Source organism: Promicromonospora iranensis, from assembly GCF_028994805.1.
Taxonomy (GTDB): Bacteria; Actinomycetota; Actinomycetes; order Actinomycetales; family Cellulomonadaceae; genus Promicromonospora; species Promicromonospora iranensis.
The window spans coordinates 65,934-80,983 of sequence record NZ_JAJQQP010000001.1; the positions used below are offsets into that span (position 1 = coordinate 65,934).

The window sequence follows — 15,050 nt, forward strand, 5'->3', positions numbered from 1 at the left end:
CCCCAACCATGGTTGAGGTCAACCCGTTGACGAGAGCAGCCAGGACGCCGACCGGCGGAGGAGCTCCCGGTGCCCGTCCGACGCGAACGACCGCGTGTCGTGCCCCAGCGCCGAGTAGACGCTGCGGCCGCCGTGCGCCTCGTTCACCCACAGGACGGGCTGCTCGACGCCGTCGTCGTCGGGAGTGGTGCCGAGAACCCGCGTGCCCGCCGCCACCCGCAGCAGGCAGTACCGCTCGTCGAAGGCCTCGACGGCACCCAGGCCGTCCGTGACCGGATGTCCGGGGGCCAGGTCGAACCGCGCCGGCCCGATCGGCGGGTGCATCGACTCGCCGGGCACCCACCGCCCGCCGAGCACCGCTGACCAGTCGGGCGCGTCGTAGAACGTGTTCGCCGCCTGGTGCAGCCCGAGGACGGCGCCCCCGGCCCGCGCCCAGTCCGCCAGCCGGGTGTGGAAGCCGAGCCAGTCGTCGTCGGACCCGTCGAAGTCCGCGTCGCGGCGGCCCGAGCCGCCGTTCACGACCAGCAGGTCCACCTCGTCGAGGTCGTCCAGCGCGTCCCGGAAGAGCCCTCGCACCTCGACGACGCCCAGGTCACCGACGATGCCGGCGACCACGTGCGACGTCGCCGCGTGGTCGTGCCAGGGGTCCTCGTAACGTCCGCGGCCGGCAAGGATGAGGATGCGCTTCGTCGTCACGGTGCGATCCTGCCACGACGACGGCGACCTACGGCACCACCAGGATCTTGCCCCGTGCGGCACCCGACCCGAGCCGGCGGAACGCCTCCACCGTGTCGGCGAGCTCGTAGCGCCGGTCGATCCGCGGCACGACGGCGCCGGTGGTCAGGAGCCCGGCGAGCTCGGCCAGGTCGGCCCGCCGGTTCGCGCGCCAGGCGAACACGCCCATCCGGGTGCCCGTCAGCCGGCCGACGACCGGACCGAGCAGGGCCTTCTCCGCGAACGAGCCGATCCGCCGGGCGATCAGCACGTAACGCCCGCCCGGCGCCAGGGTGCGCCGGAGCGCCGGCACCGTCCGGGTGTCGGCGATGTCGAGGACGACGTCCCACCGCCGGTCGCCGCGCGTGACGTCCTCCCGGGTGTGGTCGACGACCTCGTCCGCGCCGAGCTCCCGCAGGAGGTCGAGCTTGTCGCCGTGGTCCACGGCGGTCACGACGGCGCCCCGCGCCTTCGCGATCTGCACGGCGAACGGCCCCACGCAGCCACCGGCCCCGTTGACCAGCACCCGCTCGCCCGGCCGGATCCGGCCGGCGGCCCGCAGACCCTGCAGCGCGAGCGACCCCGAGTGCGGGACGGTGGCGGCGACGTCGAACGGGACGCCGTCAGGCAGCGGCGACAGGGCCGACGCCGGGGCGCGCACCCGGTCCGCGAGCGCACCGTGCCCGTCCTCGAACAGGTCGGCCCAGACGCGGTCGCCCGGCCGGAGCCCGGCGACGTCCGGCCCGACCGTCTCGACCGTCCCGGCGACGTCGATCCCCACCCGGCGGTGGTTCGGCCGGAGGAGGCCGGTGCCGAGGCGGGCGACGCGCGGGCGACCGAGCAGGTGGTCGAGGTCTGCCATGTTCAGGGAGGCGACAGCGACCCGGACCACGACCTCACCAGGGCCCGGCTCCGGGTCCCCGACCGTGGCCACCCGGAGAACGTCCACCGGGCCGTACCCGTCCCGGACCACGGCCCTCACGCGGTGCCACCGGCGGCGGTGCCGTTCGAGGCGGTGCCACCGGCGCCGGCGTCACCCGGGCCCGTGTCACCCGAGGCGACCGGCGCACCTCTCAGGACGAGGAAGTCGGTGACGCCGAAGAGGCGAGCGACCCCGCGGTCCCGCGCGGACACATGGCGCAGCGCGTCGGCCGGCTCGATGATCTGCGGCGTCACCAGGTAGGTCCGCCCCTCGACCCGCAGCTCCGCGGAGCCCGCCGCACGGGTGTTCCGCAACCAGTCCACGTCCGGGCCGTACGGGAGGTAGACGAGGAAGCCGTCGTCCAGCGGGTACACCCCGATCGGTGTCGCGTAGGGCGCGCCCGACCTGCGCCCGACGTGACGGATCACCGCGGCCGACGCGCCGGGCTCACCGGCGGTCCGCAGCTCGATGGGGCGACCGAACCGCCGGCCGAGGCGCCGGACGACCAGGAGGCCACGCCGGTTCTTGGTGCGCATGACCAGCACGAGCGCGAGGAAGCCGCCGAGCGCCATGACCAGCAGCCCCACGACCACCCAGAGGACCCAGACCCACATGACGTACCGCCTTCTCGAAGAGGCTCACGACGTAAGCCTTACGACGTAAGGTAGGACCGCCCGCCACGCCCGTCAAGGATTCTGCCGACGTAAGATCGCGACACCATGACTTCACCCCGGACGGCAGGTACCGCACCACGGAGCGCCCTGACGCGCGCCCGGGTGCTCGAGTCGGCGGTCGACCTGGCGGACCGCGAGGGCCTTGGCGCGCTCACCATGCGCAGCCTGGCCCGCGAGCTCGGGATCGAGGCGATGTCGCTCTATCACCACGTCGCCAACAAGGAGGACCTGCTGGACGGTGTGGTCGACGTCGTCGCGGTGGAGATCCAGGACGCCGTCGCCCGGCTGGAACCCCTGGCCGACGACGCGCCCCGGTCCGCGTGGAGGACTGCGACGCGCCGGCAGATCCTCACGGCGCGCGCGGTGCTGCTCCGCCACCGGTGGGCGTCCACCGTCCTGGAGACCCGGAAGACCTTCAGCCTGCCGGTCATCCGGTACTACGACTCGCTGATCGGTCTGATGCGGCACGGCGGCTTCTCCTACGACCTGGTCCACCACGCCATGCACGCGCTGGGCAGCCGCGCGCTCGGGTTCTCCCAGGAGCTCTTCGAGCCCGACGGCGCCACGGCGGGCTCGGCGGGCGGCGGTGCCACCGAGGGCGCCGACGACGCCGCGACCGCGATGCTCATGCAGATGGCCGAACAGGTGCCCCACATGGTGGAGATGCTGGCCGCGGTCAGCCACGAGGACGGCGCGGGCTCGACCCTGGGCTGGTGCGACGACCAGAGCGAGTTCGAGTTCGGCCTGGACATCATCCTCGACGGGCTCGACCGGCTGGCCGAGCGCGAGCAGCACTGACCCCGGTCAGCGCAGCGGGTCGAACGGCCGGATCTCCTCCGGGGTGCGTCCCGTCGTGATCAGGTCGGCCAGCGCCCGGCCGGTTGCCGGCCCGAGCACCATGCCCCACATGCCGTGGCCGCCGGCCACGTAGACACCGGGCGCGGCCGTCCGGCCCACGAGCGGCAGCCCGTCCGGCGTAACAGGGCGCGAGCCCACCCACTCGTCCTCGCGGGAGTCCAGGTCGACGCCTTCGAAGAGGCCCCGGACCGAGCTCGCTATCGCCCGGACCCGGGCCGGCCGGCGCGGTTCGTCCGGCCCGCGGAACTCCATGGTCCCGGCGATCCGGAGCCGCCCCTGGTAGGGGGTGCAGGCGACGCGCCGGGCCGGGAAGTAGACGGGATGGTCGATCGGCGGACCGTCCACGGGCACGCTGAACGAATAGCCTCGTCCGGCCTGCACACGGGTCCGCACCCCGAGCTGCCGCGCTAGCTCCGGGAGCCAGGCGCCCGTGGCGACCACGACGGCGTCGGACGTCACGGCGTCGTGGCCGTGGACCGCCACCTCGGCGCCACCGGGTACCGCGCGGACGCTCTCGACGCGGGCGTCCGACAGCACCTTGGCGCCCCGCGCGCTGACCGAGGTCGCGAGCGCCTGCACGTAGGACCCGGGATCGATGTACCGCTGGCCCTCCAGCGTCCAGATCGACTGCACGGCCCGGGAGAGGTGGGGCACGCGGACGCCGTCGGGCACCCTCGACAGCCGGATCTCCTGCCCGGCCCTGGCCACGCCTCGCAGCTCGTGCACGAACGGGCGTGACTCCCGCTCCCGCTCGAACCCGACCACCCAGCGGCTGGGGTACGACGTCGCGTGCACACCGCCGGCCTCGAGCTCGTCGTAGGCATCGAGCGCGATCCGGTCGATGGGGGTCAGGGCGGCCATCGCGCGCTGCCACGCGCCGGGCGTCGCGTGCGCCATGAGGCGTGCGAGGAAGGCCCACAGGGTGCGGTCGAACCGGAACGGAACGCTGAGGGCGGCGCTCGGGTCCAGCAGGGCCCGGGGCCCGTAGGCCCAGAGCGACGGGTCGGCCAGCGGCATCGCCATGCCCGGGGTGAGCCAGCCGGCGTTGCCCCAGGACGCTCCCGAGGCGACACCGTGCCGGTCGAGGACCGTCACCTCCACGCCGCGTTCCTGCAGGTGCCAGGCCGTAGCGAGGCCGACCATGCCGGCCCCTACGACTGTCGCGGTCTTCGTCTCGGGCACGCGCGTGCTCCTTCTCTTCAGGGCTGTACCTACCAGTACCCCTCCCCGTCGAACGGCGGACACCCTCATGGTCCGCCCACCGGATCGATTCGGCGCGACAACTCAGTGAAGTGCGGTGAAACGCGTCGTGTGGATTTGTGGGAGACACCGGGCCGACGTCGGTGCGACGCCGGCCCGGTGACGGTGGTGCGGTGACGGTGGTGCGGTGACGGTGGTGCGGGTCAGGCGGGGGCCGCGCGGTGTCAGCCGAGCGGCTGCGCCAGGGGCTCGATCGCCGCGATCTCGTCCTCGGTCAGCGGGCCGGCCGCGAGCGCCGCCACGTTGTCCTCGAGCTGCGCCACCGACGATGCGCCGATGAGCGCCGAGGTCACGCGCGTGTCCCGCAGCACCCAGGCAAGCGCGAGCTGCGCGAGCGTCTGGCCGCGGCCCTCGGCGATCTCGTTGAGCGCCTTGGCGCGGCCCAGGTAGTCCTCGGTGAGCGCGCCGGACGAGAGGAACGGTGAGTCCGAGCGGGCCGCGCGGGAGCCCTCCGGTGCGGCGCCGGCGAGGTACTTGCTGGTCAGCAGCCCCTGCTGCAGCGGGGAGAACACGATGGTCCCGACGCCCAGCTCGCCGACGACGTCGAGCAGGGACTCGCTCTGCCTGCCGTCGTACGCGTCCTCGTGCGCCGGGTTCTCGATGTGCCGGTTGAGCATCGAGTAGGACGGCTGGTGGATGAGCAGCGGGACGCCCAGGTCGCGGAGGACCTGGGCGGCCTCGCGGGTGCGCGCCGGCGAGTAGTTGGAGACGCCCACGTACAGCGCCTTGCCCTGCTGGACCGCGGAAGCGAGCGCGCCCATGGTCTCCGCGAGCGGCGTCGAGGGGTCCGGCCGGTGGTGGTAGAAGACGTCGACGTAGTCGACACCCATCCGGGTGAGCGACTGGTCCAGGGACGCGAGGAGGTACTTGCGCGACCCGTGGTCCCCGTACGGTCCGGGCCACATGTCGTAGCCGGCCTTCGTCGAGAGGACCAGCTCGTCGCGGTACGGCTTCAGGTCCGCGGCGAAGTGCCGCCCGAAGTTCTCCTCCGCCGACCCGTACGGCGGCCCGTAGTTGTTCGCCAGGTCGAAGTGGGTGACACCCAGGTCGAGCGCGCGGCGCAGGATGGCGCGCTGGGTGTCGAACGGGCTGGTGTCGCCGAAGTTGTGCCAGAGGCCCAGGGACAGGGCCGGGAGGTCGAGGCCGGAACGGCCGGTCCGGCGGTACTGCATGGTGTCGTAACGGTCGTCGGCGGCGAGATACCGAGGTGCGAGAGGCATGCGCTCATCGTGGCACGCACCACCCCGGCACCGGTCAGCGTGACCACGGCGGCTGCTGCCAGAGCCGTGCCCGTTCTGGCAGCAGCTGCCGTGGTCAACACCGGCACAGGCCGACGTCTGTGATGGTCAGCAGCGGAGGTTGCCGCCCGGGTCGACGCCGAGCGCGCTGGTGAAGCGCAGGTACGTGTCGATACGACTCTGCACCTGTGCGGGGTTCCCGCCGTTGCACTCGATGCTGCCGTTGATGCTCCGGATGGTCTCTCCGAAACCGCGGTCGTTCACGATCGCGGCGTGCGCTGTCATGGTGCCCGGGCCGTTCTGGGTGTTCCAGTACCAGAGCCCGGTCTTCCAGGCGATCGCCGAGTCGGTCTGCACCAGCCTCGGGTTGTTCAGCAGGTCGATGCCGAGGGCGTCACCCGCCGCCTTGTAGTTGTAGTTCCAGCTCAGCTGGATGGGGCCCTTGCCGTAGTACTGGTCGTGGCCCGCGGGGCAGCCGTAGGGCTGCGAGGTGTCGCAGTAGTGCGGGTAGTTCGCCGTGTTCTGCTCGACGACGTGCACCAGGCCGCCGGTCTCGTGGGACACGTTGGCGAGGAACGCGGCAGCCTCACGCTTCTGGATGGTCTCGCTGCCGCTGTTCGCGAACCCGGGGTACGCACTGAGCGCGTCGACGAGTCCGGAGTACGTGTAGAACGAGTTCCGGTGGGGGAAGAACTGGTTGAACTGGGCCTGGCTGACCGGGAAGTCCTCGGTGCCGGGCGGGTCGATCGGCGGCTCGCCGCCGTCGCAGGTGCCGGTGCGCTCCCACACGCCCCACGGGCCGGTGGTGCCGGGCGTCTCACCCTGGGTCCACCACTTGGCCCGCCACGCGGCACCGCCGTGGGTGACCTGGTTGCCTCCGACATAGACGGCGCTGCCGCTCCAGGCGGCTGCGCTACAGCTGGCCACCACGGCCTGGGCCGCCGGTGCAGGGGCGGCGGCGGCTGCGGCCGCTGGTGTCAGGAGCGCAGCGACGACAGCTGCGATCAGTAGCGGTGCGCGACGAGATCTCACGGGGAACCACCTCGCTTCCGGTTCTGGGCCGCCGGACTTCGACGGCCGATTTGTTCAGGAACCTAGCAAGGCGTAGGTGGTACGGGCGTGAGGGATTCCCACACGCCGACCCGTAGGCACGTCCCGCCGCCGTCGGGCAGTCTTCGACTTGACCCTCACACCGTGTCAGGCGGGAGAACTGGACTGTGTTGCCCATCGGAGCCTTCGCACGGATCGGCCAGGTGACCCATCACATGCTGCGGCACTGGGACACGGCGGGTCTGCTCGTACCCGACCATGTCGACGAGTTCACCGGCTACCGCTCGTACGACCCGTCACAGCTCGCCCGGTTGCACCGCATCGTGGCGCTGCGCCAGCTCGGTTTCGGCCTCGACGACATCGCGGCCGCACTGGCCGACGGTGTCGACACCGGTCGGCTGGCCGTGCTCCTGCGCGAACGCAGGGACGAGGTGGCCCGCGAGCACGCACTGGCCACCGCGCAGCTGGCCGACGTCGGGCGGAGGCTCCGGCTCATCGAAGAGGAGAAGACCATGTCCACCATCGAGATGATCACCAAGGACCTGCCTGCCGTCCGGCTCGCCGCACGGTCCACGACCGTGGCGGAGCAGCCTCAGGTGGGGGCCGTCGTGGGGCCGCTGTTCGACGCCGTCGCGAAGACCCTCACCGACGCGCTCGGGCCAGGGCTGCTGGAGGTCCCGGTCGCCCAGTACGACATGGGCGAGGACGGCGTCAGCGTCGTCTGCGGGTTCGAGTACGACGGCGCGCCGCTGCCGGGCGTCGAGATCGTCGAGCTGCCCGCCGAGCCACTCGCCGCGTGCGCCGTCCACCTGGGGCCCATGGACGGGATCGCCAGGAGCTGGATGGCCCTGATGACCGAGGCGACGGAGCGCGGGCTCACGCTGTCGGGCCCCGGCCGTGAGCTGTACGTCCGCGCAGAACGAGAAGACCAGGCCGACTGGGTCACCGAGCTGCAGCAGCCGGTCACCCGCGCCTGACCCTTGGTTGTGGGTCAGGCGGAGTCGCGGGGTATCAGGACGGGCTCGAAGATCGCCGACCGCACCGCCGGCTCGTCGGCGTCGATCTGCTCGAGCAACATCCGCGCCATCTCCTCCGCCATCTTCTCCACGGGCTGGCGCACCGTCGTGAGACGAGGGCGCGTCTGTACCGCCACCGGGCTGTCGTCGAACCCGACGATGGCCACGTCGTCGGGCACCCGCCGGCCGTGGGCCTGGAGCACGTGGATGGCGCCCTGGGCCATGAGGTCGTTCGAGACGAAGACTCCGTCGAGGTCCGGAGCGGCCGCCAGCAGCTCCGCCATCGCGACCTCGCCGCTCTCGAACGTGAAGGATCCCTCGACGCTCGGTACGAACGCATGCCCTCGTCGAGCCGCGGCATCGCGGAAGCCGTCGAGCCGGTCCCGCGCGGACGGCACGTCGACCGGGCCCGAGATCACACCGAGCTTTCGGCACCCGCGGTCGAGCAGCTGGTTCGCCGCCAGTCGGGCACCGTCGGCGTTGGCCAGGTCGACGTAGCTCGCCGGGATCGCGTGGCCCGGCCTGGCGAAGAGCACTATCGGGCTCCCGGTGCCCAGCAGCTCCTCGGGCAGCGGGTCGTCGGCATAGGTCGACACGAGCAAGGCCCCGTCCGCGTTGCCGAACCGCAGGTAGGAGACCACCTGGGCCCGGGTCTGGGCGTTGTCGGCGAACATCAGGACCGGGTGCACGTCGTGCGGCCGGAGCGTCCGCACGAGAGACCCCACCACCCGCCCGAAGAACGGGTCGGAGAACACGCCCGACAGATCGAGCTCGGCGTCCGGGTCGGCATCGGCGCCCGAGATGACGACGGCGACCGTGCCCGTGCGCCGCGTGACCAGCGACCGTGCGGCCCGATTCGGCACGTAGCCGGTCTCGGCCACCGCCTCGAGCACCACCTCCTGCACCGCGGGCGCGACCTTGCGCTTGCCGTTGATCACGCGGGACACGGTCGCGCGGGAGACGCCGGCGACCTTCGCCACGTCCTCCAGGGTCGGCGCCGGACGCCGCGGATCCTTGCTCACACGCTGACGTTAACAGAGTAAGAGCGCTCTCCCATGGACCGTAGGCGGGTGACATGACACCGGTTCTGCCCCTGGCGGCTCCATGCCGATTCGGCATCTAGCGTCCCGATTAGGCAGCAGATACGCACAAAGTAGCAACGAAGCCGAGTCTCCGAACCCTTGACGGCCTGTCAGGGACCGGTCAAGGATTGGCTCTGTAAGAGCGCTCTCCCAACTCGCGACGCGCTGGAGCGTCGCGAAGGCAGGCTCAACGACGAACCGCGCCACCGGCCCTTTGCTGGCTGACGAGCGGACGGAGAGGAAGACCCATGATCACCACCGGATCACCCGGCGCGGAGGTAGCCCGGCTCAGGCGCGGCCTACGCGCCGGAGCCGCCGCTCTCACGACCGGCCTGCTGGCAGCGGCGGCGCTCGTCGCCCCCGCTGTCTCAGCGCAGGCGGAACCGGTCCTGCTGTCACAGGGCAAGACCGCCACCGCCTCGTCCGAGGAGAACCCCGACTACACACCCGCGAGCGCCGCCGTCGACGGCGACCTGGGCACCCGCTGGGCGAGCACGTTCAGCGACCCGCAGTGGATCCGGGTCGACCTGGGCCGGTCCGCGGACCTCGACCGCGTGGAGCTGGTCTGGGAGTCCGCGTACTCGACCACGTACGAGTTCCAGGTCTCCGCCGACGGGTCCTCGTGGTCCACGGTGTACTCGACCAGCTCGGGCGACGGCGGCACCGACCGGTTCGACGTCGACGGGACCGCCCGCCACGTGCGGCTGCTGTCCACGGCCCGGTCGGGCGGCTACGGCAACTCGCTGTGGGAGCTGCGCGTCTTCGGCGAGGCCGGCGGCACCGACCCGGGCGACCCCGGTAACCCCGGCGACCCGAACTACGTCGACCCCGGCCATCCGAACGTGCCCGTCCGGGACTCCGGGCCGAGCACGGTCGAGGTGGTGGGCGGCAACGGTGCCTGGGACCTGCAGGTCGACGGGAAGCCGTACACCGTTCGCGGCTTCACCTGGGGCCCGGCGTTCAGCGCGGCCGACCACTACATGCCGCCGCTCGTCGAGATGGGCGCCAACACGGTCCGCACCTGGGGCACCGGCGCCGACACGAAGCAGCTCCTCGACTCCGCGGCCGCGCACGACGTCCGCGTGATGATGGGCTTCTGGCTGCTGCCCGGCGGCGGCCCCGGTTCCGGCGGCTGCATCGACTACCGCACGGACACCGCCTACAAGTCCGAGACCAAGGCCGACATCCTGAAGTGGGTCGAGACCTACAAGAGCCACCCCGGTGTGCTCATGTGGAACATCGGCAACGAGGCGATCCTCGGCCTGCAGAACTGCTACTCGGGTGCCGAGCTGGAGGCGATCCGGCACGCCTACGCGGCCTTCGTCAACGACGTGAGCATCGCCGTCCACCAGGCCGACCCGAACCACCCGACCACCAACACGGATGCCTGGGCGGGTGCCTGGAAGTACATCGAGGCGAACGCCCCGGACCTCGATCTGCTGTCGATCAACGCCTACGGCGACGTCTGCAACATCGAGGAGTCCTGGGAGACCGGCGGCTACGACCGCCCGTACCTGCTGACCGAGGGCGGTGCGGCCGGCGAGTGGGAGGTGCCCGACGACGCCAACGGCGTCCCCGAGGAGCCGACCGACCTCGAGAAGGGGGCCGCGTACGTCGACTCGTGGCGCTGCCTGCGGGAGCACGAAGGCGTCTCGCTGGGCGCGACGTTCTTCCACTACGGCATCGAGGGCGACTTCGGCGGCGTGTGGTTCAACATCCTGCCCGGCGACAACAAGCGGCTCGGCTACTACTCGATCGCGCGCGCCTGGGGCGTGGACACCTCCGGCATGAACACGCCGCCGCGCATCTCCGCCATGGACGTGCCCGGCTCGACCGCGGTGGAGGCGGGTGAGCAGTTCACGGTCTCCGTGGACATGACGGACCCGGACGGCGACCCGATCACGTCCAACGTGATGCTGAACAGCAAGTACATCAACGACGCCGGTGGCATCGCGCAGGCCGACTTCACGCAGACCGCGCCCGGCACGTTCCGGGTCACGGCGCCCGAGATGCTCGGCGTCTGGAAGGTCTACGTGTTCGCCGAGGACGGCGAGGGCAACGTGGGCGTCGAGACGAGGTCGTTCCGCGTCGTCGCGCCCGAGGTCGAGGGGACCAACATCGCCCAGGGCAAGGCGGCCACGGCGTCGAGCTTCGACCCGTGGAACGGCGACTGGACGCCCGCCCGCGCCGTCGACGGCGACCCCGCCACCCGCTGGGCCAGCGAGTGGGGCCCGACCGCCTGGTACCGGGTGGATCTGGGCTCCGTGCAGTCGTTCGACCACCTGCAGCTCGTCTGGGAGACGGCCTACGGGAAGTCCTACGAGATCCAGACCTCGAACGACGGCAGCACCTGGACCACCGTCCGGACGGTCACGGGCGGCAACGGAGGCGTCGACAGCGTGGACGTCACCGGCTCGGGCCGCTACGTGCGCCTGAACCTCACCGAGCGCGGCACCGAGTGGGGTTACTCCCTCTACGAGGTCGGCGTCTACCAGCGGTGAGCACGGCAGTGATCAGCAGCGACAACCAGTGAAGGAGGAACCATGCGCACAGCACTCCGCACACCCCGCGTCCCCAGGTATCGCGTCCTGGCCGGCGCACTCGCCACGGCACTGCTCGCCTCGACCCTGAGCGCGGCCTCGACCCTCGGAGCCACCCCCGCCGTCGCCGAACCGAACACGCTCCTCTCGCAGGGCGCACTCACCGCGGCGTCGAGCTCGGAGTCCGGGGGCCTCGGCCCGCGCTTCGCCGTCGACGGCGACCGCAGCACCCGTTGGGCCAGCGCCCAGACGGACAACGAGTGGATTCGGATCGACCTCGGCCGGTCCTACGACCTCGACCACGTCGCCCTGGAGTGGGAGGCCGCGTACGGCGCGGCGTTCCGCCTCCAGGTCTCCCCCGACGGCAACGCCTGGGCCACCGTCGTCACCGAGTCCGCGGGCACGGGCGGCACCGAGGTGTACGACGTCGCGGCCAGCGGCCGCTACGTCCAGCTCGTCGGCACTGCGCGCGGCACCCAGTACGGCTACTCGCTCCTGGAGTTCCAGGTGTTCGGCGACGGCGAGGCCACCGGCCCCGAGGACCCGCCACCGTTCCCGGACGACGAGGTCACGCACCACGAGTTCCAGGCGAACTGCACGTTCTCGCACTTCCTGCCGGACGACTCCATCGTCTATCCCGGTCAGCCCGGACGGTCGCACCTGCACACGTTCATCGGCAACCGGTCGACGGACGCCTTCACGACCCCGGCCAGCCTGCTCGCGAACCCGGCGAGCACGTGCACGGTGCCGCAGGACAAGTCGGCGTACTGGTTCCCCGCCCTGACCAAGGGCGGCGTCCCGGTCGAGCCGAACATCCCCATGACCGTCTACTACAAGTCGGGCATCGACGACTACACCGACGTCGTACCGTTCCCGGCGGGACTCCAGTTCGTGGCGGGCGACATGATGGCTGACGTCGACGAGTTCCGGACCGCGCCGGGCGCCGTCGAGGGCTGGGAGTGCGGTGACATCTCCAAGAGCTGGGAGATCCCGGCGAACTGTCCCGAGGGCACCCAGCTGAACATCCGGTACCAGGCGCCGAGCTGCTGGGACGGGATCCACCTGACGCCGGAGGAGTCCGCCCACATGGGCCACGGCACGCACATGGCGTACCCGGTCTCGGGCCAGTGCCCGCTGAGCCACCCCGTCGCGGTGCCGATGCTCGAGTTCAAGATCGCCTGGCCGGTCAGCGGCGACATGTCCGACGTCGCGCTCGTGAGCGGGTCCGACCAGTCCTGGCACTACGACTTCGTCAACGCCTGGGACCCCGAGGTGCTCCGCCGCCTCGTGGAGCAGTGCATCAACGGCGGGCTGCAGTGCAACCCCCGCGGCTACGACCTGTACAAGCCGCACCGCGGCACCGTGCTCGACGAGAACTACCAGCTGGTGCCAGAACCCGCCGCTCGCCAGGAGGCAGCATCATGACGGCCCGAACCGCACTCGACGAGGCACGACCCCCGGCGCCGCCACAGGGACCGCGGCGCGTCCGGCGGGCCTGGCTGGCAGCCGCCGTCACGGCCGCCTGCGTGGCCGCACCGCTGACGGCGGGGGCCACCACGGCGTCGGGCAGCGCGGAGAGCCCGAGGCAGTCCGATCCCGCGGCGCGGGCGGCCGCTCCGGCCGCCGCCTGCACGACGAACGCCGCTCTCGGGAAGCCGGCCACCGCGTCGTCCACCGAGGGTCCGTTCGGCCCGGCCCTGGCCGTCGACGGCGACCCCGGAACGCGCTGGAGCAGCGAGCCCGCCGACCCGCAGTGGATCCGGGTCGACCTCGGTTCCGTCCAGGACCTGTGCCGCGTCGAGCTCTCCTGGGAGACGGCGTACGGCAAGGACTTCCGGATCGAGGCGTCGGACGACGGCACCACGTGGCGGACGCTCAGGACCGTCACGGACGGGTCCGGGGGTGCCCAGGGCTTCGACGTCGTGGGGACCGGCCGGTACGTACGGGTCACCGGCACCGAGCGCGGCACGGGGTACGGGTACTCGCTGTGGGAGCTCAAGGTGCTCACGGGCGAGCCCGGCGGAGACCCCGGCGACCCGATCCCCGGCGGCGGTGACCTCGGGCCGAACGTGCACGTCTTCGGCCCGGACACGCCCGTGGACCAGGTCCAGGCAGCCGTGGACGCCGTGTACGACCAACAGGAGTTCGACCAGTTCGGGGACGGAAGGCACCAGTTCCTGTTCGAGCCGGGCACCTACCCGGTGCACGTCAACGCCGGCTTCCACACCTCGATCGCGGGCCTGGGTGCCGACCCGGACGACGTGAACATCACGGGCGGCGTCTGGGCCGACGCCGAGTGGTTCGAGGGGAACGCCACCCAGAACTTCTGGCGCTCCGTCGAGAACCTCGCGGTCACGCCGACCGGCGGGGACATGCGGTGGGCGGTGTCGCAGGCCGCGCCGATGCGGCGCGTGCACGTCAACGGCAACCTCATGCTGCACTCGTCGCGGTACGGCTGGGCGTCCGGCGGCTTCATCGCCGACTCCGTGGTCGACGGCGAGGTCCGCGCCTGGACCCAGCAGCAGTGGTACACCCGGGACTCGACCCTTCGGGGCGGCTGGGCGGGGACGCTGTGGAACATGGTGTTCTCCGGCGTCGAGAACGCGCCGCCGACGTCGTTCCCCGAGCCGGCCGTGACCACCCTGGACACCACGGGCACCATCCGCGAGAAGCCCTACCTCTACCTCGACGGCGAGGACTACGCGGTGTTCGTGCCGTCGGCCCGCGAGGGCACCCGGGGCGCGACCTGGGACGGCGGGACGGCGGGTGCCTCGGTGCCGCTCGACGAGTTCTACGTGGCGCGCCCGGGCGACTCGGCAGCGCGGATCAACCAGGCGCTGGACCAGGGCCTGCACCTGCTCCTCACGCCCGGCGTGTACGAGCTGGACGGGACGATCGAGGTGAACCGGGCGGACACGGTCGTGCTCGGGCTCGGGTACGCCACCATCGTGCCCACCGCCGGGCAGACGGCGATGCGCGTGGCCGACGTGGACGGCGTCCGGATCGCGAGCGTCCTGTTCGACGCCGGCGCCGCCGAGTCCCCGTCGATGCTCACGGTCGGTACGGCGGGCTCGACCGTGGACCACGCGGACGACCCGATCTCGCTGCACGACGTGTTCGTCCGAGTCGGCGGGGCGCACGTGGGGCGGGTGGACCAGGCGATCGTCGTGAACGCCGACGACACGATCATCGACCACATCTGGTCCTGGCGCGGCGACCACGGCGAGGGCATCGGCTGGGACGTCAACACCGCGGACAACGGGCTGGTGGTCCACGGCGACGACGTCGACGGGTACGGCCTCTTCGTCGAGCACTACCAGGAGTACAACACCCTGTGGACCGGGGAGCGCGGCCGCACGATCTTCTACCAGAACGAGCTGCCGTACGACCCGCCGAACCAGGCGGCCTGGAACCACGACGGCGTCCGCGGCTGGGCGGCGTACAAGGTCGCCGACGGGGTGCGGGAGCACGAGGCGTGGGGGCTCGGCTCGTACTGCGTGTTCACCTCGGATGCGTCCATCGTCTCGGACAACGGCTTCGAGGTGCCGCGGACGCCGGGCGTGCGGATGCACTCGCTGCTCACCGTGTCGCTCGGCGGGGTGGGCACGTACGAGCACGTCATCAACGGCGTCGGCCCCCGCGCGGCAGGAACGGAAACCATCCCGGCCACGGTGACCACCTACCCCTGACCCCCGC

The 15,050-nt window shown here is 71.8% G+C and carries 12 protein-coding genes; 5 read left to right on the top strand and 7 right to left on the bottom strand.

Going from position 1 to position 15,050, the window contains the following annotated elements; translation table 11 throughout:
- Positions 1-18: 18 nt before the first annotated feature.
- From LUM46_RS00295 to LUM46_RS00305, 3 genes are read right to left on the bottom strand one after another with little or no spacing between them, the layout of a single operon-like run.
- Positions 19-696 carry a ThuA domain-containing protein gene (locus tag LUM46_RS00295; RefSeq protein ID WP_274991549.1) on the bottom strand — a complete coding sequence of 226 codons (678 nt, stop codon included), beginning with the start codon at positions 694-696 and terminating at the stop codon, positions 19-21.
- A 28-nt stretch (positions 697-724) separates the two neighbouring features.
- Positions 725-1,696, bottom strand: coding sequence for an NAD(P)-dependent alcohol dehydrogenase (locus LUM46_RS00300; protein ID WP_274991550.1), 972 nt, complete (start codon positions 1,694-1,696; stop codon positions 725-727).
- Complete coding sequence (locus LUM46_RS00305; protein WP_274991551.1) at positions 1,693-2,250, bottom strand: nitroreductase family deazaflavin-dependent oxidoreductase; 558 nt, start codon at positions 2,248-2,250, stop codon at positions 1,693-1,695. The genes LUM46_RS00300 and LUM46_RS00305 overlap by 4 nt, the downstream gene beginning before the upstream one ends.
- 105 nt (positions 2,251-2,355) lie before the next feature.
- Here LUM46_RS00305 and LUM46_RS00310 point away from each other — a divergent pair, with 105 nt between their 5' ends.
- Positions 2,356-3,108 (top strand): TetR/AcrR family transcriptional regulator, encoded by a 753-nt coding sequence (locus LUM46_RS00310; RefSeq protein ID WP_274991552.1) that lies wholly within the window; start codon positions 2,356-2,358, stop codon positions 3,106-3,108.
- Between the two features lie 6 nt (positions 3,109-3,114).
- On the opposite strand, the gene LUM46_RS00315 is transcribed toward LUM46_RS00310, so the two are convergent.
- From LUM46_RS00315 to LUM46_RS00325, 3 genes are all read right to left on the bottom strand, one after another.
- Positions 3,115-4,350, bottom strand: a complete 1,236-nt coding sequence (locus LUM46_RS00315; RefSeq protein ID WP_274991553.1) for an NAD(P)/FAD-dependent oxidoreductase — start codon at positions 4,348-4,350, stop codon at positions 3,115-3,117.
- A 242-nt stretch (positions 4,351-4,592) separates the two neighbouring features.
- Positions 4,593-5,648, bottom strand: coding sequence for an aldo/keto reductase (locus tag LUM46_RS00320; RefSeq protein ID WP_274991554.1), 1,056 nt, complete (start codon positions 5,646-5,648; stop codon positions 4,593-4,595).
- Between the two features lie 126 nt (positions 5,649-5,774).
- Entirely contained in the window at positions 5,775-6,698 is a 924-nt protein-coding gene (locus LUM46_RS00325) for a glycoside hydrolase family 19 protein (protein WP_274991555.1), read from the bottom strand.
- A 185-nt stretch (positions 6,699-6,883) separates the two neighbouring features.
- On the opposite strand from LUM46_RS00325, the gene LUM46_RS00330 reads away from it, so the two are divergent.
- Positions 6,884-7,693, top strand: coding sequence for a MerR family transcriptional regulator (locus LUM46_RS00330; RefSeq protein WP_274991556.1), 810 nt, complete (start codon positions 6,884-6,886; stop codon positions 7,691-7,693).
- Between the two features lie 14 nt (positions 7,694-7,707).
- On the opposite strand, the gene LUM46_RS00335 is transcribed toward LUM46_RS00330, so the two are convergent.
- Positions 7,708-8,754 carry a LacI family DNA-binding transcriptional regulator gene (locus LUM46_RS00335; protein WP_274991557.1) on the bottom strand — a complete coding sequence of 349 codons (1,047 nt, stop codon included), beginning with the start codon at positions 8,752-8,754 and terminating at the stop codon, positions 7,708-7,710.
- Between the two features lie 308 nt (positions 8,755-9,062).
- Between LUM46_RS00335 and LUM46_RS00340 the strand changes: the two genes are divergently transcribed.
- The 3 genes from LUM46_RS00340 to LUM46_RS00350 are packed head-to-tail and all read left to right on the top strand — an operon-like array spanning position 9,063 to position 15,043.
- The gene (locus tag LUM46_RS00340) at positions 9,063-11,315 is read left to right on the top strand and encodes a discoidin domain-containing protein (protein ID WP_274991558.1); all 2,253 of its coding nucleotides are present in this window, start codon (positions 9,063-9,065) and stop codon (positions 11,313-11,315) included.
- Between the two features lie 42 nt (positions 11,316-11,357).
- The gene (locus tag LUM46_RS00345; protein ID WP_274991559.1) at positions 11,358-12,779 is read left to right on the top strand and encodes a DUF1996 domain-containing protein; all 1,422 of its coding nucleotides are present in this window, start codon (positions 11,358-11,360) and stop codon (positions 12,777-12,779) included.
- Positions 12,776-15,043 (top strand): discoidin domain-containing protein, encoded by a 2,268-nt coding sequence (locus tag LUM46_RS00350; RefSeq protein ID WP_274991560.1) that lies wholly within the window; start codon positions 12,776-12,778, stop codon positions 15,041-15,043. Before LUM46_RS00345 ends, LUM46_RS00350 begins: the two co-directional genes overlap by 4 nt.
- The last annotated feature ends 7 nt before the right edge of the window (positions 15,044-15,050 follow it).

Excerpts from the sequence above, each read along its gene's own strand:
- LUM46_RS00340 (WP_274991558.1), top strand. The coding sequence starts at position 9,063 with ATGATCACCACCGGATCACCCGGCGCGGAGGTAGCCCGGCTCAGGCGC.
- LUM46_RS00350 (WP_274991560.1), top strand. The coding sequence starts at position 12,776 with ATGACGGCCCGAACCGCACTCGACGAGGCACGACCCCCGGCGCCGCCA.
- LUM46_RS00310 (WP_274991552.1), top strand. The coding sequence starts at position 2,356 with ATGACTTCACCCCGGACGGCAGGTACCGCACCACGGAGCGCCCTGACG.
- LUM46_RS00320 (WP_274991554.1), bottom strand. The coding sequence starts at position 5,648 with ATGCCTCTCGCACCTCGGTATCTCGCCGCCGACGACCGTTACGACACC.
- LUM46_RS00305 (WP_274991551.1), bottom strand. The coding sequence starts at position 2,250 with ATGTGGGTCTGGGTCCTCTGGGTGGTCGTGGGGCTGCTGGTCATGGCG.
- LUM46_RS00345 (WP_274991559.1), top strand. The coding sequence starts at position 11,358 with ATGCGCACAGCACTCCGCACACCCCGCGTCCCCAGGTATCGCGTCCTG.